Source organism: Colwellia sp. RSH04, from assembly GCF_003545765.1.
Taxonomy (GTDB): Bacteria; Pseudomonadota; Gammaproteobacteria; order Enterobacterales; family Alteromonadaceae; genus Colwellia.
Genome location: NZ_QXIO01000003.1, coordinates 162,746 through 182,157, shown reverse-complemented (window position 1 = coordinate 182,157; position 19,412 = coordinate 162,746). Strand labels below are relative to the sequence as shown.

Here is a 19,412-nt window from a genome sequence, read left to right as displayed (position 1 = left end):
CTATTTAATTAACTGATTTGTTGAAGATACCAAGCCCAAATACCTTCACCCCAGAGTAAAGTTATCCAACCTGCAACCGCTAAATACGGACCAAAAGGAATTGCTTTTTCTCGTTGATGCTTTTTAACTATCATTAAGGTAATGCCAACCACAGCACCAACCACTGAAGCCATTAATATTAATATGGGTAACAACTGCCAGCCTGCCCAAGCACCGAAAACAGCTAATAGCTTAAAGTCGCCAAAGCCCATTCCTTCTTTACCTGTTAATAGTTTGAATAACCAGAACACTGAATACAGGCTCATGTAGCCAGCGGCAGCACCAATGACCGCATCTGAAAGTGGTACGATAAGCCCATTAATATTGATTAGTAAACCTAACCACATTAGAGGTAGCGTAATTTGGTCGGGTAATAGCATATGGTCAAAGTCAATGAGTGTTAAAGCAATTAACCCCCACGTCAAAAATAAGACAAAAAATGTTGTCGCTGTTACACCAAAGTGCTTAGCAACAATCAGACTTAAAATCGCTGTTGAAAGCTCAACTAGTGGGTAACGCTTCGAGATAGCTTGAGAACAATTGCCGCATTTTCCTTTAAGAAAGAGCCAACTTAGAACAGGAATATTTTCATAAAAGCGTATTTTATGTTGGCAGTTCGGACAAGTTGAATCAGGTGTAGATAGGGTGATTTCCTGGATTGGTTTAGGTTTAATATCTTTAACTTCATCAGCAAGAAATTCTCGGCATTCGTGATACCAAGTATATTCAAGCATTTTAGGAAAGCGAAAGACGACCACATTAAGGAAACTACCCACGCAAAGTGAAACAAGTATTACGCAAAGGTAGAAAAAGTTGGAAGATTGCTCAAATAATGAAGCAATATTTTGAAAAAGTGGAAAGTCTAACAAACTTGAACCTTGGAGCTAATCGTTGGGAAGAAAGCAGAGGCAACCTATTAATTAGGCTGCCTCAATTAAATTAAACAACCATACCAATTTGGAATATTGGTAGGTACATAGCGATGATTAAACCACCAATAACTACACCTAACACTGCCATGATCATAGGCTCTAGTAGACTAGTTAATGAATCGACAGCATTATCAACTTCAGCTTCATAGACATTTGCTACTTTAGAAAGCATATCATCTACTGCACCTGACTCTTCACCGATAGCAACCATTTGAATAACCATATCAGGGAATATTTTACAGTTTCTCATCGCCAAGTTCATTTGCATACCAGAGGATACTTCGGCTCGAATTTCAAGGATAGCATCTCTAAATACCGCATTGCCCGAAGCTCCAGCGGCAGACTCTAGAGCATCAATTAGCGGAACACCCGCCGCGAATGTCGTTGAAAGAGTTCGTGCATATCGAGCAACGGCTGCTTTTTCTAATAAATCACCTATAACGGGCAGCTTAATTATCTTTCTATCTACACTATCTCTAAATTTTTGACTACTACGATGAGCTCTTTTAAAGAGAAAACCAATAATAAATAAGATTGCTAACCCTAAATACCAATAAGCCTGCATAAATTCTGATATTGAAATCACTAATAAAGTAAAACCAGGTAATTCAGCACCGAAACTATTAAAAATATCTTGAAAAACAGGTACGACAAAGATAAGTAGTATTGCTGTAACAATAAATGCTATTACTAATACTGCTATAGGGTAGGTTAACGCTTTTTTGATTTTTGCCTTTAATGCTTCAGCTTTTTCTTTATAGGTTGCAATACGTCCATATATTGTTTCTAGCGCACCAGATTGCTCACCTGAAGCAACAAGATCACAATACAAATCATCAAAATAAAGCCGGTGTTCACGTAAACAATCAGATAATGGAATGCCTGATGCTAGTTTATGACCAACATCAGCTAAAAGTTTGCGCATATTACCATTGTTATGACCTTTACCAATCATTTCAATAGTTTGAACAAGCGGCACACCAGCACCTAACATAGTTGCAATTTGGCGTGTAATTACAGCGATATCTGCAGGAGTAATAGGCTTATCACCCCCCATACCAAAGAGCGGTTTAGGCTTCTTTTTGACTCGACTAGGGGTTATACCTTGTTTTCTAAGTTGAGCCTTTAATTCAATCACATTGTTTGCGGTTAATTCACCATTTATTTTTTTACCCTTGCGGTTTACACCACTCCAGATAAAAGTATCTAACTCTTTAGTTTTTTTTGTTTTTTTTGCTGTTGCCATAGATATACCCAGTCAATTCACAACTTCCTGTTAAACATAATAGTTAGCATGTGTGATTGTTTTATTTTAATTCTTTTAAGTAATGATGTTTGCTAGTAAATAAACTACCTTAATTTGCTATTAAGCGCTAGTGACACGGTTTACTTCTTCTAAACTTGTCATGCCATTCATGGCTTTTATTAAACCAGATTGCCTTAAATTATTGTAACCTTCTTTCTGGCACTGGCTTGCAATGTCTAAAGAGTTACCACCTTCCATAATAATACTTGCAATCGTTGGTGTAATTTCAATAACTTCATAAATACCGACTCGACCTTTGTAGCCACCAGTGCAATGAGTGCAACCAACGGGTTTAAAAAGCTGTATTTGGGAGAGCTTATCTTCTGGGAAGCCTTGCTCACGTAATTGGCTTTCTGATAATACTTCTTCTTCTTTACATTGAGGACACAGACGTCTTGCCAATCGCTGTGCAATGATAATAGTGACCGAGCTGGCGACATTGTATGAAGGGACACCCATATTAAGTAAACGTGTTAAGGTTTCGGCAGCTGAGTTGGTATGTAGCGTTGATAAAACTAGGTGACCTGTTTGTGCCGCTTTAATTGCGATTTCAGCGGTTTCAAGATCTCGAATTTCACCAACCATAACGATATCTGGATCTTGACGAAGAAATGATCGTAAAGCACTTGGAAAGGTTAATCCTGCTCTAGTATTGATTTGAACTTGATTGATACCTTCAAGGTTAATTTCTACAGGATCTTCTGCGGTTGAAATGTTTCGTTCAGCGGTATTAAGAATATTTAAGCCAGTATAAAGAGAAACTGTTTTACCAGAACCTGTTGGCCCAGTCACTAATATCATGCCTTGCGGTTGTGCTAATGCATTCATATAGATTTCTTTTTGCTCGGCTTCATAACCCAACATATCAATACCCAACATAGCACTAGAAGAGTCGAGTATACGCATAACTATTTTTTCACCCCACATTGTAGGGAGTGTACTAACACGAAAATCTATCGATTTTTTTTGTGATAAAGCCAGTTTTATACGACCATCTTGTGGAACACGCCTTTCTGCAATATCAAGCTTTGACATCACTTTTAAGCGAGCAGCCATTCTTGACGCTAAAGCTACAGGAGGTCTTGCTATTTCGGTCAAAATTCCATCGACCCTAAATCGAATACGAAAAGCTTTTTCATAAGGTTCAAAGTGTAAATCTGAAGCGCCTTTTTTAATCGCATCTAAAAGAATTTTATTAATAAAAACAACAATTGGCGCATCATCTTCACCTGATGCTTGTTCTTCTTTCTTCTCGGTATCATGAACATCAATACCAGATAATTCATCGGAATCAATATCTGATATATCAAGAGCGTCACTCTCATCTTCTAAAACTTTCTCAATACTGGCTTGTAAGCTTTTTTCATCACAAAGTATAAGTTCAGTACCATACCCCGTATTAAATTGAATTTCTTCTAAGGCATCTAAATTGGTCGGATCAGACATGGCAACAAACAAAACTTTACCACGTAAAAATAGTGGTAAAGCATTATGTTTTACAATGAGTTTTTCATTACGAACACCTTCAGGGACAAGGCTAGTATCGAAACTTGAAAGTTGTATTTGCGGGTAACCGTAACTTTTTGATAAAGCTTTGGCTATTTTTACACCATCTATATCTTTATCTTCGACTAAATATCTGACGAAAGGTTTAGTTTTGTTGGCAAAACCTTCCCAAATTTCATCAACTGACTCTTCAGGTATAAGATTTTGCTTTGAAAGCGCGGAAAGTACGCTTGATTGTTGATGACTTCCTTTCATAACTTTTAGTTATAGCCTCTTTGAAGTATTGTTAACTAGGTGAGTGTAACTTATTACGTGGTAAAAGCATAAATAGATTTCAGGCGATTCTTTGAGCATAGTATATATTACATAACTTTATTGAGAATAAATGAATATGTTAAGGGTAATAAAAAATCTTCTAAAACACTTTTTCTATTTTATATACAACAACTGATTCATTATAAACTTATTATATTGTCGGTATCTTAATTTTATTTTCATTGAGAGGAGCAATATCAATAATCTCCAATTCCTTACTTAGAATAATAACAGCGTTCATTCTTTTACCTATAAGTAGTTTAAAACGGTACTGTTCATTATATTGCTTTTGAATTTCGCGTGGTAAGTTACGATAAGGTATAGCTGTAGCTAATATATTGTTATTAATAGGATGATAACGCTCAGGCGAGTACATTAATGGTTTAGTGCTATTTTTACTTTGGCTATGCAAAAGCATCTCTGAATTTAATACCATGGCATAATATATTCCTTTAAATTTAGGTAACTCCTGTTCCATATTTTGATAATTTATCAATATTTCTTTTTTAGGCGCTAAATTAAAAACACCATCTAAGTGTACTATTGCCCAAACACGTTCTTGTTCTATTTTTATTAACCCGTAACTTAATGCTGAAACTTGAATAGTAATAATAACGACCATATCGAAAATTATTTCTTTAGATGATTTCTTTGATGACACCAATAAAAGAGTTAATAAAGGGCCAATAATAATATCAACTAAAGCTAAGGTTAATAGAGCTATCCAGGTTCCATCTAATAAAAGAAAAGGTGAAGGGAACCAGTAAAATTGGCAAATGCTACTAAGCAATATAACGGTTATTATACTTACAGATAAATGATAAATAAAAAATTTGCGTTTTAGTGAGTCCATACAGCTTTTACTAATATTGAAAATTATTATGCTTAAATATAATTAAGAGTTTCAATCTTTACATCAGAAATAAAAAAAGCTTCCGAAGAAGCTTTTATATTAGGAATAACTACTTATTAACAAAGTGGAGTAGTACCTTCACAAGTTTCATTCCATGCAGTAATTGCTGCACCTGCAGTTGCACCGCCAACTGGTTCAAGTTGGTAGATGTTATCAGTTTGAATACCACTAAACGCTTTTGGTGTTACACGAATTGTACCACCTGAAACCGCTACACTTGCTACAGCCTGTGATTCTGTTGTAGCCGGTACACCGTTTGTCCCAAGGTCACAATCAGCAATTGGGTTTTTAAGTGCACATACTTGAACGCCAGTTTTAAAAGTACCTGAGGCTAAAATAACTTCACTGTAAGCTGCTTTAGCAGTATAAGTTTGGTAAGCAGGTAAAGCTACTGCCGCAAGAATACCGATAATCGCAACAACGATCATTAATTCGATAAGCGTGAAACCCTGTTGGGCTGATTTTTTCATTGTTTGTAATTTTTTCATAGTTTATACATCCATTAATTTTCTACGGGGGCTGAATTTATATTGCGACACTTTTACTCAAATGTAAAATTTTGTAGCACTTTTTTTTAGTTTTTTTGTTGATTTAACAACAATCGGGTAATTTATAACTCATTCTTAACCTTAAGTTAACTTTTATTTGAAATATTTTACCTTCATCATATTCAATTGTATAAGTTGTAAGCAGAATGAAGTGCTTATTTTCAAGTATGCATTAAATGAAGATGTTCATTACAAATTTTGATAAATATGCTTTAAGCAATAGCTTTTAAGATGCAGTAGGTTTTAAGAGAATGTAGCGCTAAATAGCAATACCATTAAAATTACAAAGCTACCTTTATACCAACAAAGCTACCTTTATACCAACGTAATTAAATAGCTAAATATTACATGCTTTTAGTTAGATTAAATCTATTTTAGAGAAGTATAAATGAAACTTACTTTGTCTATACAAAGTTAAGCAATAACAGTTTCTGTGTGGTTACTTATATAGCCCACAATACCGACTACAGTTTTTTCAATATATTTAATAAGTAGTAGAACGTTAATAAATCGATAAAAAGATTAAAAATTAGACGTGATCTTTTTGAACAACTTCTGTATAATCCGCGCTCCCTACGTTACAAATGTCTATTATTTATGGCTTAGTTTACTAAGTAATATTATTGAACTGTCAGTAAATATGGGCGCTGGACTCGATGCTCGAAGGGGCAATAGCGTGGTCTTTTTAACCGACAAACTAACAATAGTTAGCTTGTTATTTAAGTAACATTTTTAAAATTGGGTTTTTTAATGAAAACTTTTGTAGCTAAACCAGAAAGCGTACAACGCGAATGGTTCTTAGTGGACGCCGAAGATAAAACTTTAGGTCGTATCGCTACTGAAATTGCTAGCCGTTTACGTGGTAAGCATAAAGCAGAATATACTCCTCATGTTGATACTGGCGATTATATCGTTGTTATTAATGCTGAGAAAGTAAAAGTAACTGGTAATAAAGCGAAAGGTAAAATTTACTACTCGCATACTGAATTCCCTGGTGGCCTTAAGCAAATTAGCTTTGAAAAGTTAATTGATAAAGCACCAGAACGTGTACTTGAATTTGCAGTTAAAGGCATGTTACCTAAAGGTCCTTTAGGTCGTGAAATGTTCCGCAAATTAAAAGTGTATGCTGGTGCTGAGCACAAGCATACTGCACAACAACCACAACTTTTGGAGCTTTAGACAATGGCTGATAATCAATATTACGGTACTGGTCGTCGCAAGAGCTCTACTGCTCGTGTGTTCATGAAAGCTGGTAACGGTGCAATCACAATTAATAATCGTGATATTTCTGTATACTTTGGTCGTGAAACGGCTCGTATGGTTGTTCGTCAACCATTAGAGTTAGTTGAAATGCTAGAGAAATTTGACCTTAACATCACTGTTGTTGGTGGTGGTATTTCTGGTCAAGCTGGTGCGATCCGTCACGGTATCACTCGTGCATTAATGGAGTTCGATGAAACTTTCCGTAGCGATCTACGTAAAGCTGGTTTCGTTACTCGTGATGCGCGTAAAGTTGAACGTAAGAAAGTTGGTTTACACAAAGCACGTAAACGTCCACAATTCTCAAAACGTTAATATTCATTCGAATATACTTCTTAAAAGCCGACTTTACGTCGGCTTTTTTATTGCCTTTATTTTATTGCCTATAATAGTGTCAACAAAAAACACGCTACCAAAATCAGTTCACACGAGCTCCCCTTGTTAACGAGTGCACTTCTCTTTGTTATTCGCGCAAATATCCTCAAGATGAAAATAGCAATTATTCCCAACAAAGCATTATTGAAATTGAATAAACAATAGTTTCACTTTTTTGCTATTTTTACTGTACTTACTCGGTTTTTACCTTGTAAAAAATAGGGTATTTCTTTATGATCATAAAAATTTTTTTATCGATATACCGCTTGGTATGAATTTGATCTAACAAAAACAAATTTAATGCGTACTTTGTATTTAGTTTTTTAAGGTAACGTATCAAGAATAATTGTTGGGTTAGTGTCTTAGTTGGAGAGTATGAATGAGCAATGTGCCTGTGAATAATGGCCGCCGTCGCTTCTTAACTGCTGCTACTGCAGTTGTTGGTGGTGCTGGTGTGGTCGGCGTGGCTGTGCCTTTCATTGGTTCCTGGAATCCAAGTGCTCGAGCGAAAGCTGCGGGTGCTCCAGTTGAAATCAATGTTGGGAAAATACAACCAGGTCAATTAATCCGTGCTGAATGGCGTGGTAAACCTGTTTATGTAGTTCGCCGAACAGAGAAAACCGTTAATGATTTAGCTAAAGTGGATGATCAATTACGTGACCCTAACTCTGATGAAGCACAGCAACCTGAATATGCTAAGAATGCCTATCGCTCAATTAAACCAGAGTTCTTGGTTGCATTAGGTGTTTGTACTCACTTAGGTTGTGCTCCTACACACCATAGCGGTGATTTTGATCAGTTCGTTGAAGGCGTTAGTGATGGTTTCTTCTGCCCATGTCATGGTAGTAAATTTGATATGGCTGGTCGTGTATTTCAAGGCGTTCCTGCACCATTAAATTTGATGGTTCCTGAGCATTCATTCACAAGTGAAGACACCTTATTAATCGGTGTTGGTCAAGGAGAGGCGTAATGTTCGCTAATTTTATGGCTTGGATTGACAAGCGCTTGCCAGTTACTGATTGTTGGAATAAACATTTAGCTCAGTACCCAGCACCTAAAAACTTTAACTTCTGGTACTTTTTTGGCTCTCTAGCCATGTTAGTGCTAGTTAACCAAATCCTTACAGGTGTTTGGTTAACAATGAGCTATGAGCCTTCTGGCGATGGAGCATTTGCTTCAATCGAATACATCATGCGTGATGTGGATTACGGTTGGTTATTACGTTACATGCATTCTACGGGTGCATCATTCTTCTTTATCGTGGTTTATTTACATATGTTCCGCGGCATGATGTATGGTTCTTACCAGAAGCCTCGTGAATTACTGTGGATCTTCGGTATGTTGATCTTCTTAGTATTAATGGCTGAAGCCTTCATGGGTTACTTATTACCTTGGGGGAATATGTCTTATTGGGGGGCACAAGTAATTATCTCCTTATTCGGTGCAATACCTGTTATTGGTGATGACTTAACACAGTGGATTCGTGGTGATTATGTTATTTCTGGTGCTACATTAAACCGTTTCTTCGCACTGCACGTTATCGCAATGCCTTTAGTGTTAGTTATTTTAGTTTTCTTACATATCCTTGCTTTGCATGAAGTGGGTTCAAATAACCCTGATGGTACAGAGATTAAGAAAAAGAAAGGCTCTGTTAAACCAGAAGAATTAAGTAAATTTAAGTTCCATAAGCATTACACTGACAAATACGATATTGTTGATGCAATCCCTTTCCACCCTTATTACTCTGTAAAAGATATTATGGGTGTGGCATTCTTCTTATTTATTTTCTGTTGGGTAATGTTCTTTGCTCCTGAAGGTGGAGGTTTCTTTATTGAAGCGCCAAACTTTGAACCAGCAAATGGCTTGAAAACACCTGAGCACATTGTACCTGTTTGGTATTTTGGTCCTTTCTACACCATTTTACGTGTTGTTCCTGATAAGTTATTAGGTGCAGTTGCCATGTTTGGTGCAATTATTATGCTATTCGCCTTACCATGGTTTGATCGCGGTACGGTTAAATCGATGAAATTCCGTTGTACTTGGCATAAAGTGAACTTATTCCAATTTACAGTTAGTTTTATTGTATTAGCTATTTTAGGAACTAAAGCTGCAACGCCATTAAATAATATGATTGGTACAGTCGCGAGCTTTGGTTACTTTGGTTTCTTTATTGCGCTGTGGTTCTACAGTAAAAATGAAACAACTAAACCAGTACCAGAGAGGGTGAGTAAATAATGAAAAAATTTATTTTAGCAGTGTTCGCTCTAGTACCTGTATTAGCTTTTGCCGCTGGCCCAAGCTTACCACTAGACAGTGCCAATAATGATTTAGCAGATAAAGAATCATTAAAACGTGGTTTCAAAACCTATATAAACTATTGTTTAGGTTGTCACCAATTACAGTATCAACGTTATAATCGTACCTTTACCGATTTAGGTATTGAAGAAGCAGACGGTATTGAAAACTATATGTATACCGGTGAAAAGGTTGGTGATCATATTACTAACACTATGCCGAAAAAAGAAGCGGCTGCTTGGTTCGGTACTGCGCCACCAGATTTAACCTTGGAAGCAAGGTTACGTAGCCCTGATTGGATTTACACCTACTTACGTTCTTTTTATATTGACGAGTCTCGCCCATTTGGTGTGAACAATACTTTATTTAAAGATGTTGGTATGCCACATGTGTTACAAGATCTTCAAGGCGTAAGCTCTATTGATGAAAATGGTAAATTAACACCAGCACAAGGCGGTAGTTTAACAGCCGAAGAATACGACGAAGTTGTTCGTGATCTAACTAACTTTTTAGAATATGTTGGTGAGCCGAATAAACTTGAGCGTAAAGCTTTAGGTGTTAAAGTGTTAATCTTTATCTTTATCTTCTTTATTTTTGCTTATTTACTTAAGAAAGAATATTGGAGAGATGTGCACTAAACTTAGTGTATAAAAAGACATTTATTAGGGCTATTTGATGAAGCATTATCAAATAGCCCTTTGTTAGTTTTAGAAATTGTTATTTAAAGAATTTTGGAATAGGAGGCTTTATGGCCGTAGCAGCAAACAAACGTTCAGTGATGACTTTATACTCACATGCTGATGATATGTATAGCCATCAAGCACGTATTGTGTTGGCAGAAAAAGGCGTAGGCGTTGATATTCACTTAGTTGATCTAGCAAACTTACCGGAAGATTTACTTGATTTAAACCCTTACGGTACAGTACCAACATTGATCGATCGTGAATTAGCATTGTATGAAGCTTCTATCATTATCGAATACTTAGATGAGCGTTTTCCTCATCCACCATTGATGCCTGTTTACCCTGTATCTCGTGGTCGTAGCCGATTAATGATGCATCGCATTGAGCATGATTGGTACAGCTTAGCTAAAACAATCATTTCAGGTACAGCTGAAGAAGCAGCAAAAGCACGTCAAGAACTTAAAGAAAGCTTATTAAGTGTTGCGCCAATATTAAATGAAGCGCCTTACTTTATGAGTGAAGAATACAGCCTAGTAGACTGTTACTTAGCACCATTATTGTGGCGCTTACCAGCTTTTGGTATTGAATTAACAGGCCAAGGTTCAAAAGAGTTGAAAACATACATGCTTCGTTTATTTGAACGTGAATCTTTCCAAGCCTCATTAACTGAAGCTGAGCGTGAATTACGCTTTGGTAACCCTGCATAATGTCTGGGCCAACACTTGCGTCGATGAGTTCAAACAAGCCTTATTTAGTGAAGGCTTTTTATGAATGGATCTCCGATAACGACTTAACACCTTATATTGTTGTAGATGTTAATGTATACGGTGTTTTAGTTCCTATGAACTATGTTGCAGATGGGCAAATTGTCTTAAACATTGCTTCATCAGCGGTAGGTAGTATTGTTTTAGGGCCAAAAGAAATTGAGTTCAGTGCTCGTTTTGGTGGCAAGTTAGAGCAGTTAACCATACCTTATGGTGCTATTGGTGCTATATATGCTAAAGAAAATGGAGCAGGAACGTCATTACCTATAGAACACCCAGATGAAGATGAATTAACGTCTGATGAGCTTATAGAAAGTGTTCCTGAAAAAACACTGACTAAGCCAAAAGCTAGTTTAAGTAGTGTTAGTTCAAGTGGTAATGAGAAGCCATCGAAGGAAGACAGCAAGAACAAAAAGAAAGGTAAGCCGAGTTTAAAAATAATCAAGTAAATCGATATACTGGTTTTTAAATTTTACCTTGCTACAAAAATACCTCTTTTAAAGAGGTATTTTTTTGCCTGAAAATATAGTGAAGTAAGATTATTGAAAAGAATAATTAAAGGTACTCAAAGGCCTTGAATACTCGGCTTACACCACTAATGTTTCGCGTTACGCTTACTGCAGCATCTGCTTCATTCTTAGAAACTAGACCCATTAAAAAGACTTCACCATTTTCAGTTACAACCTTAATATCTTTAACATTAACTTTGTCACTGGCAAATAAGGCTGATTTAACTTTAGACGTTAACCAAATATCATTGGTTTGCGTTGTGACTGCCGTGGTTGAGCTAATTCTTATTTGATTATGTATTTGTACTACACCCTCAACCTCAGTGACTGTTTTAATAGCTAGGTCTCTAAGGTATGTATTAGGTGCTTGACCAACAATTAGCACAGAACCGTTGACACTAACAACGTGCAAATTGGTATTATCGATTATCGATTTTTGCTTCGCTAATTCATTATGTACATTAAATTCTATTGTTTGATCATCAATTTGATTGCCAATACTACGCCTGTCACTAACCATGGTTGCACCAGCGGTAATTGCGACAACCGTAGCGACAGCACAGCCTTGTAATGTAAGCACCAGCATAATGATGCCAACTAATTTTATTTGTTTAATGTTGTTTAACATTAACTGTCTCCTTGTGGGAATAGCATGGTATCTATAATTTCGCATAAACAATGCAGTACCATTAAATGCACTTCTTGAATACGAGAGGTTCTATGAGAAGGCACTCTAATTTCTACGTCAGTTTCACCGAGTAAACCAGCAATATCACCCCCATCATTCCCTGTTAAGGCAATAATAGGCATATCGCGAGAAACAGCGCTTTCTATGGCTTTTATAACGTTTCTAGAGTTACCGCTAGTAGAAATAGCAATTAGCACATCACCGTTGTTACCTAGTGCTCTAATTTGCTTAGAAAATATTTCATCGTACTGATAGTCATTGGCAATTGACGTTAGGGTAGCAATATCGCTATTAAGAGATACTGCAGGTAAGCTAGGCCTTTCGGTTTCGTACTTGTTGAGTAATTGCGCACAAAAATGTTGAGCGTGTGCTGCAGAGCCACCATTACCACAGGTTACTATTTTGTTACCAGAGAGCAGGCCCTGTACAATTGTCATACCTGCATGCTCAATAGATTGCGCTAACATTTCACTGGCAGCAATTTGCGTTTGTATACTTTCAGTGAAGTTGTCTTTGATCTGCTCTAGCATAGCGATTTTTTTCTCCGCTTAACTTAAAAATTGTGATGAATTAACCCAAGAGAACAATTCATTATTTCAATGGGGTTTATTAGTGGATAGTTTGATTCTTATCTAAAAAGCATTCTTAATCCAAGTTATTTCAGGTTGCTCAATGCTCCCTTGAAGCGCAACGGCATCTATCCTACAAGCGGTATTATATTCATTTAAGCCTTGCTGTTGCAGATAAAATGTTACGCAATGTTTAATTTTTTTTTGCTTTGAAGGGGATATGGCTGAAATTGCACCACCAAATTGAGCTGACCGACGATACTTTACCTCTATGAACACCCAAGTATTGCCATCTTGCATGATCAAATCAAGCTCACCTTGTCGGCAGTGAAAGTTTTTAGCTACTAGGGTTAAACCTTGTTTTTCGAGAAAGCCAGCGGCAATATCTTCAGTGATGTCGCCTATATTTTTGGTGTTCTTCATCGATAATATTGCCTTAGTCCAAAGCAATGTTAACTACCTGATTCTGTTGGTAACGACCCCAAATAAGGCTTCTAGTCAGTATATTGCTGCTGTTTAACTGTAAAATACCTGTCTGACCGTAATGCCTAATGTAAGGGGCATCCTTCATCTGATTAACCTTATCAACTAAATGATAACTGTCATAACCCATAGCAAAAATTCTTAATAAACTATCACTGCGTTTAGACCATAACTGCTGACTAAGTTGCTTTAATTTTGTATTTTGCATGTCAGAATTAAGTAACCATGGCATTTCAGTAAAAGTTAATCCTTGTAAATCTCGGCTACTGCTATTGTCATGTTTGTTACTGTGGCTGCGTGAACTTGCATAAACAGGTATAACATTAGCAAAAGGGCTAATGTTTACATCAATATAGGGTTTGACTAAACGGGTTTGTTCAGCAGAGCCAACGACATATATCATATCAATATCTCGTCGGTTTCTTGTTTCAAATTTAAGTGTTTGTTGTAACCGACTTTTTAATTCATTAATTCTATTTTGGCTAGTGTCTACATCAAGGCTGGCTTTAAGATTCGCTTGCATCTTAGTGCCTTTCTCAAAATAGACAATATCAACCGTCTCACCTGTCATTATTTTCCATTGTTCAACAAAGGCATTAGCAATTCGTATACTGACTTTATCTTGGTGACTTAACACCACTGGCCTTTTATAGTTGCTATTACTTAATGTTGTCGCCGCTTGTATAGCTTCATCTTCAGGGCGCATAGATAAAGCCATTTGGTTTTCACTCAAGCTACTTTTTTCAGGTAAATTTAATAATAATGTGGGCAAACTAATGTTGCTTTGTTCGATACCATCGCTAACGTCACGCGTTGTTGCTAAATAATGCTCAACATTATTTTTAAGTAGAGGACCGATAACAAAATCTACCTCATCATCATTGAGTTGTGTCGGTAATGATTGCCAATTTAATTGGTGAGTATCATAAAAGTGCAGTCGCTTACTATCATCATTATTATAAGCAGCTAAAAGACCTTGTTGTGCAGCAATGCCTGCAGATGCTTGATTACCTGATAAAGGCAATAGAACCGCAATATTCTCTGATTCAGTATAGGCACTTTCTTGTTCTTGTAACGATACTACTATCACGGTAGCAGGGTGTGTAGGAAACTGACGTTGCCATTGGCTTAAGTAACGACCAAATTGCATAGGGTCGTGGCCAAATTTATTAGCATATCGCATTAACTGAACCCAACCTTTGCCGTAGGGTACAGTCTTTTTTGAAAACTGCGTTAACTGCCATGCCGATAAGGCTTGCAGCTTTTGCCAAAGCATATTAACAGCATCAATTGCTGCTTCATTAGTTAATGAGTCATTCAAAGCAAAAACATGAAAGTCAGCTTGTAAGGCAGCAATAGGTTGTGCCATTGCAGTCATAACGTTGCTGAACGTTTTATAATAATCAATAGATAAGGGAATATTGTTTTTTGCCGCGAGTTGATTGATGGCATAAAGTTCATCTTGACTAAGTTTTTCTTGGTTCAATGCATACAAACTACTGGCTTTTACTTGCATCAACGTTATTTGATTAGAGACTTGCTTGCTGTCATTGCCCAGCAAGCTCAGTGTTTTATCAGCAAGCCAAAGTGCTTTTGTATAATTTTTTTCTTGTAAAAAAAGCTCACTTGCCAAAACAAGTTTTGTGATGGCTTGTTGGCTTGATAAATCTGTTAATTGAGCTAAAACTTGCTCTGCTGTTATTGGCAATGCTTCAACGTTACTTGATTCAACTGGTTTTGTAGTGGGGATGCTAGTTGGTGTAGTTTTTTGGCTACTACAGCTAGATAAAACCAATAGCGATAATAATAACAACGAATATATAGCAGCTTTGTTGAAGCCAATGTTAAACCTTAAAGCATGTGTAAAGCGAGAAAAGGGGAATACGAAAAAATTTATTTGACCCACAATGAATAAATCCGTGCATTTTGCTATCAGTAGTGGTTTATAATAAACCGCATCAGTCAAGGTCTCAACTAATTCAACGAAGTAAAAGCAAATGAACAATACACTCGTCACACCAGGCACTTTATACATTGTCGCAACGCCAATTGGTAATCTGGCTGATATTACGCAAAGAGCAATCGATATTTTAACTCAAGTTGATATTATTGCTTGTGAAGATACGCGTCACACCGGTAAGTTATTATCAGCATTTGCGATTAAAAATAGAACCATGTCGATGCATGATCATAATGAGCGACAGAGACAAGAACAAATTGCTTCTCTGCTGCAAGAGGGTAAAAGTATCGCACTCGTTTCTGATGCGGGTACGCCACTTATTAGTGATCCTGGTTTTCATTTGGTGAGACATTGCAGAAGTCTCGATCTGCATGTATCACCTGTACCTGGTGCATGTGCAGCTATTTCTGCGTTATCTGTGGCAGGCTTACCCACTGATAGATTCAGTTTTGAAGGATTCTTACCGTCAAAATCAGGCGCTAGGCAAACAGTGCTTAAATCCTTAGAGCATGAAGAAAGAACTATGGTGTTTTATGATGCACCTCGTCGTGCAATTGATACATTAAAAGATATTGTTGAAACGCTTGGCGGCGATCGCTATGTCGTTATCGCTCGAGAATTAACTAAAACGTTTGAAACAATCCATTCTGACACTGCTGATAATTTTGTTAGTTGGCTCGAGCAAGACCCAAATCAATTAAAAGGTGAAATGGTACTAATTATTGAAGGTCATAAAGCCGATATGAATGCAATCTCACCGCAAGTGATCAAAACGCTGACTTTATTGTTAAGTGAAATGAAACCTAAAAAAGCCTGTGCTATTGCAGCAGAAATTCACGGTGTTAAAAAAAATGCGTTATATGACATAGCATTATCACTAAAATAGCTTATTATTTTATAGACGCGTGAATAATCGGGTAAGCCAATGGATTCTCATTTATTTAAAGGATTAAAGAAAGCTATTTTGTTAAGCCTGATATGTTGCTTGAACGTAAGCTCGGCTTTGGCTGAAGAGGAATTTTTTAAAATATCCGCTCCATTGATTGCTCAATTATTACCAGACGTTGAAGCTAAGCTTGTGTCAACTTACCATGAAATTGGCATTACGGCAGAGATTATCCACTTACCGACAAAGCGCTCTTTTGAAGCCGCCCGAAAATCACAATGGGTTGATGCAGAATTAGCAAGAGTCATTGAAGCTGGTGATTTATTATCAGACTACATAAGAGTGCCAGTACCACTGTTAAGCCTTAACATTGAGTGTATTAGTTTTAAAGCGTTACCGAAAACGATAACATGGTCTTCATTAAAGTCCTTTAAAGTGGTTACGCTTAGGGGCTTTATTTCTATTACAAATCGTTTAAAAGAGCATAATACTGAATACTATGAAACCGACTCTTTTGAACAAGCCGTTGCGATGCTTAAGGCGAAAAGGGTTGATATATTAATAACAGCTAAACAGTTATTGCCCCAACCGTTATTAACTACAATACTAGACTCCAGTGAATATCAGTCTTATGTTATTGATACTGTGAAACTTTTTCATTATATTCGTAATCGTCACAAAGCGATTCTTCCTCAATTAACACAAGCGATGCAAAAGAACTTTAGTATCAACTAAAGTTAATAGTTGGCGATAACTCCTTGATAAGATAGAATGCGCAGCGAGTTGACTAGACAATCGCTGCTTTATCGTTGTGCCTTAGGGTAAACAGATAAAGGGGAGGAAAGTCCGGGCTCCAATGAGCAGGGTGCCAGGTAACGCCTGGGCGGCGTAAGCCGACGACAAGTGCAGCAGAGAGAAGACCGCCGATGGCCGCTTTGCGGAACAGGTAAGGCTGAAAGGGTGCGGTAAGAGCGCACCGGATTACTGGTAACAGTAATTGCAGGGTAAACTCCACCCGGAGCAAGACCAAATAGGGTTTCATGATTAGTTTGACTAATATAAGCGTGGCTCGCGTGGAAACCGGGTAGGTTGCTTGAGCCTTAGAGCGATTTAAGGCCTAGACGAATGATTGTCACTTTTCTTTGAAAAGATACAAAACCCGGCTTATGTGTCAGCTCACATATACCATGAAAAAGCCTCTACATTTCTGTAGAGGCTTTTTTGTTTTTGTAATACTGCTTATCGTTTAACTCATTAATCTTAATATTGGGCGTTATATAGTGATCAATATGTTCCAATAATTCGTATTTACATCTTCAATAGTTATCCATCGAAAGTTAGCTGGCATTTATAAATTAGCCGCAAACTAAAGGTTAATATTAATGTCTGATAAATATGTTACGGTAAAAAAAATTGATACGTTTAAATCATCAGATTTATCGCGAATCATTGAAATGGCTTGGGAAGATCGCACGCCATTTGAGGCGATAGAACAATTATATGATTTAAATGAAACTCAAGTAATTCATTTAATGAGAACAGCGCTAAAGCGAAAGAGCTTTCAAAATTGGCGTCGAAGAGTCTCAGGTAGGAAAAGTAAACATCTACTATTGCGTTCATGTGATATAACCCGTGCTTATTGTCCTAGTCAATATAAAGTTAAATCAGCGACGAAAGTGAAGCGATGATAATGGTATAATTGGTGAAAAGGTTTATATTTTGTATTCTTATAAATTATTCAAGTCAGCTAAGTAGGTTTCTGCTTTAGCGAGGGTTTTTTCTTGTTGCGTTATGCTTTGCTTTTGCCAGTTTCGATAAACCATAGCTTGTCTTGGGTTTGCTTCAAACAAGGGGCGATTTTTTTCCATAAAGTACCAATATAAGCTATTTAACGGGCAAGCATTACTCGCTGTTTTTTCTTTAACGTTGTAATAGCAGTTGCTGCAATAATCACTCATCTTATTGACATAATTGCCGCTGGCGGCATAAGCTTTTGAAGCAATAAGCCCACCATCAGCAAATTGACTCATGCCTCGGGTGTTTGGTAGTTCAACCCATTCAATGGCATCGACATAAATACCTAAATACCATGCGTCGACTTGTTTAGGTTCAATACCTGCAATTAAGCAAAAATTGCCCGTAAGCATTAGTCTTTGAATATGATGGGCATAGCCAAATTCTAACGATTGCTTAATAGCATGATGCAAGCAGTTCATTTTGGTTTCACCGTCCCAAAACCATGTTGGTAGGTTGTTGTTGGCTTCTAAGCTATTTTTTTCTGCATAATGCGGCATGTTTGCCCAATACATACCGCGAATAAATTCACGCCATCCTAATATTTGTCTAATAAAACCTTCAACTTGAGCTAATGTAATTGAGTTGTTTGCATAATAGTATTTCAAAGCAGTATCAACCACCTGCATGGGACTTAATATTTTACTATTCAAAGAAAAAGAAAGCCTTGAGTGGTATAGACTCCATTGCTTTTTGCTAGTGATATCATCACCGCGACATGTCATCGCGTCTTGAAAAGTGCCAAAAAGGGGGAGTAAGTATCGACAGAAATAATTTAGCAGTTCAACACTTTGTTTTCGGTTAATTGGCCATAATAGTGAGTTGTCAGACTTACCCATGGTTTTAATGTTGTGGCGGGTAAGTCGTTCGTTAATACTGCTTACATCATTGTTAAAAGTTAATGGTGTGGGTATTACAGCAATGTCTTTCTTGGTTAATTTGTTTCTATTTTGTTTATCAAAATTCCATTGACCACCTGCAGGCTTGCTGTCTTCATCGAGTAAAATGTTAAAGCGTTTACGCATATAGCGATAGAAAAACTCCATTCGATGGCTCGTATCTTTCTTAAAGTGCTGTTTTAATTCCGTATGCGGTAGATAAAAATGCATAGAGTCTACACAGGCTGATGTAATATTTTTTGGGGTTAGTGTCTGGCAAAATGACGCTAATTGTTGAGAAAGCCGATACTCATCAGGCTGTTGATATTCAAAATGTTCTACCTTGTGACTGTTTATATCATTAGGATTTAATTCAGTTAATAACTCAGTGAGTAGTGAAGGGAGATCTTGGTATGCTTTTGTCTCATCTAGCGTTAGGTACAGCACTTTATGTCCTGCGGCTTTTAGAGCCTGCGCAAAAGCTTGCATAGCGGCAAAAAAGGCTTGAATTTTTTGCACGTGATGGGTTACATAATTCGTTTCTTGATGTAGTTCAGCTATTACATAAGTGCATTGTTCATCGATTTCTGTAAACCATGGATGTGATGCATTAAGTTGATCGCCTAGAATTAATCGTAACTTTTCTTGATTAGGCATTGTGGCTCTCTATTACTCAGTGTGAAGTTTTAGCGACTGGCTTGTATATTTT

General features: G+C 37.0%; 20 protein-coding genes and 1 other RNA gene. 11 read left to right on the top strand and 10 right to left on the bottom strand.

Going from position 1 to position 19,412, the window contains the following annotated elements; all coding sequences use genetic code 11:
* Nucleotides 1-8: 8 nt before the first annotated feature.
* The 5 genes from D1094_RS06360 to D1094_RS19045 form a co-directional block, all read right to left on the bottom strand.
* A complete protein-coding gene (locus D1094_RS06360) occupies nt 9-881 on the bottom strand; it encodes an A24 family peptidase (RefSeq protein WP_118959518.1) in 873 nt (290 codons plus the stop codon).
* Between the two features lie 97 nt (nt 882-978).
* Nucleotides 979-2,217, bottom strand: coding sequence for a type II secretion system F family protein (locus D1094_RS06355; protein ID WP_118959255.1), 1,239 nt, complete (start codon nt 2,215-2,217; stop codon nt 979-981).
* A gap of 120 nt (nt 2,218-2,337) precedes the next feature.
* Complete coding sequence (pilB, locus tag D1094_RS06350; RefSeq protein ID WP_118959254.1) at nt 2,338-4,038, bottom strand: type IV-A pilus assembly ATPase PilB; 1,701 nt, start codon at nt 4,036-4,038, stop codon at nt 2,338-2,340.
* Between the two features lie 211 nt (nt 4,039-4,249).
* Entirely contained in the window at nt 4,250-4,951 is a 702-nt protein-coding gene (locus D1094_RS06345; RefSeq protein ID WP_118959253.1) for a hypothetical protein, read from the bottom strand.
* 116 nt (nt 4,952-5,067) lie between these two features.
* Nucleotides 5,068-5,499, bottom strand: a complete 432-nt coding sequence (locus tag D1094_RS19045; RefSeq protein ID WP_310648346.1) for a prepilin-type N-terminal cleavage/methylation domain-containing protein — start codon at nt 5,497-5,499, stop codon at nt 5,068-5,070.
* A gap of 810 nt (nt 5,500-6,309) precedes the next feature.
* Here D1094_RS19045 and rplM point away from each other — a divergent pair.
* The 7 genes from rplM (at nt 6,310) to D1094_RS06310 (ending at nt 11,385) form a co-directional block, all read left to right on the top strand.
* Entirely contained in the window at nt 6,310-6,738 is a 429-nt protein-coding gene (gene rplM, locus D1094_RS18600; protein ID WP_182440109.1) for a 50S ribosomal protein L13, read from the top strand.
* A gap of 3 nt (nt 6,739-6,741) precedes the next feature.
* Nucleotides 6,742-7,134 carry a 30S ribosomal protein S9 gene (gene rpsI, locus D1094_RS18595; RefSeq protein WP_140605586.1) on the top strand — a complete coding sequence of 131 codons (393 nt, stop codon included), beginning with the start codon at nt 6,742-6,744 and terminating at the stop codon, nt 7,132-7,134.
* A gap of 439 nt (nt 7,135-7,573) precedes the next feature.
* Nucleotides 7,574-8,164 carry a ubiquinol-cytochrome c reductase iron-sulfur subunit gene (petA, locus tag D1094_RS06330; RefSeq protein WP_118959252.1) on the top strand — a complete coding sequence of 197 codons (591 nt, stop codon included), beginning with the start codon at nt 7,574-7,576 and terminating at the stop codon, nt 8,162-8,164.
* Nucleotides 8,164-9,429, top strand: coding sequence for a cytochrome bc complex cytochrome b subunit (locus D1094_RS06325; protein ID WP_118959251.1), 1,266 nt, complete (start codon nt 8,164-8,166; stop codon nt 9,427-9,429). Before petA ends, D1094_RS06325 begins: the two co-directional genes overlap by 1 nt.
* On the top strand, nt 9,429-10,127 hold the full coding sequence (locus tag D1094_RS06320; protein WP_182440108.1) for a cytochrome c1: 699 nt from the start codon (nt 9,429-9,431) through the stop codon (nt 10,125-10,127). The genes D1094_RS06325 and D1094_RS06320 overlap by 1 nt, the downstream gene beginning before the upstream one ends.
* Before the next feature lie 110 nt (nt 10,128-10,237).
* Nucleotides 10,238-10,879, top strand: coding sequence for a stringent starvation protein SspA (gene sspA, locus D1094_RS06315; RefSeq protein ID WP_118959249.1), 642 nt, complete (start codon nt 10,238-10,240; stop codon nt 10,877-10,879).
* Nucleotides 10,879-11,385 (top strand): ClpXP protease specificity-enhancing factor, encoded by a 507-nt coding sequence (locus D1094_RS06310; RefSeq protein WP_118959248.1) that lies wholly within the window; start codon nt 10,879-10,881, stop codon nt 11,383-11,385. The genes sspA and D1094_RS06310 overlap by 1 nt, the downstream gene beginning before the upstream one ends.
* A gap of 106 nt (nt 11,386-11,491) precedes the next feature.
* Here the strand turns inward: D1094_RS06310 and dolP are convergent, their stop codons facing one another.
* The 4 genes from dolP to D1094_RS06290 form a co-directional block, all read right to left on the bottom strand.
* Nucleotides 11,492-12,073, bottom strand: a complete 582-nt coding sequence (dolP, locus tag D1094_RS06305; protein WP_118959247.1) for a division/outer membrane stress-associated lipid-binding lipoprotein — start codon at nt 12,071-12,073, stop codon at nt 11,492-11,494.
* The gene (locus D1094_RS06300; RefSeq protein ID WP_118959246.1) at nt 12,073-12,663 is read right to left on the bottom strand and encodes a phosphoheptose isomerase; all 591 of its coding nucleotides are present in this window, start codon (nt 12,661-12,663) and stop codon (nt 12,073-12,075) included. The genes dolP and D1094_RS06300 overlap by 1 nt, the downstream gene beginning before the upstream one ends.
* Before the next feature lie 102 nt (nt 12,664-12,765).
* Nucleotides 12,766-13,125: a YraN family protein gene (locus D1094_RS06295; RefSeq protein ID WP_118959245.1), complete on the bottom strand. Its 360-nt coding sequence runs from the start codon at nt 13,123-13,125 to the stop codon at nt 12,766-12,768.
* A gap of 13 nt (nt 13,126-13,138) precedes the next feature.
* Complete coding sequence (locus D1094_RS06290; RefSeq protein WP_259337845.1) at nt 13,139-15,091, bottom strand: penicillin-binding protein activator; 1,953 nt, start codon at nt 15,089-15,091, stop codon at nt 13,139-13,141.
* 91 nt (nt 15,092-15,182) lie between these two features.
* On the opposite strand from D1094_RS06290, the gene rsmI reads away from it, so the two are divergent.
* The 4 genes from rsmI (at nt 15,183) to D1094_RS06270 (ending at nt 17,719) form a co-directional block, all read left to right on the top strand.
* Complete coding sequence (gene rsmI / locus D1094_RS06285) at nt 15,183-16,031, top strand: 16S rRNA (cytidine(1402)-2'-O)-methyltransferase (protein WP_118959243.1); 849 nt, start codon at nt 15,183-15,185, stop codon at nt 16,029-16,031.
* Nucleotides 16,032-16,070: 39 nt separating this feature from the next.
* Nucleotides 16,071-16,766, top strand: coding sequence for a hypothetical protein (locus tag D1094_RS06280; protein ID WP_118959242.1), 696 nt, complete (start codon nt 16,071-16,073; stop codon nt 16,764-16,766).
* Between the two features lie 44 nt (nt 16,767-16,810).
* Nucleotides 16,811-17,214, top strand: an RNA gene (gene rnpB, locus D1094_RS06275) — RNase P RNA component class A.
* 199 nt (nt 17,215-17,413) lie between these two features.
* Nucleotides 17,414-17,719 (top strand): TIGR03643 family protein, encoded by a 306-nt coding sequence (locus D1094_RS06270; protein WP_118959241.1) that lies wholly within the window; start codon nt 17,414-17,416, stop codon nt 17,717-17,719.
* 39 nt (nt 17,720-17,758) lie between these two features.
* On the opposite strand, the gene D1094_RS06265 is transcribed toward D1094_RS06270, so the two are convergent.
* A complete protein-coding gene (locus D1094_RS06265; RefSeq protein WP_118959240.1) occupies nt 17,759-19,360 on the bottom strand; it encodes a cryptochrome/photolyase family protein in 1,602 nt (533 codons plus the stop codon).
* Nucleotides 19,361-19,412 lie beyond the last annotated feature (52 nt).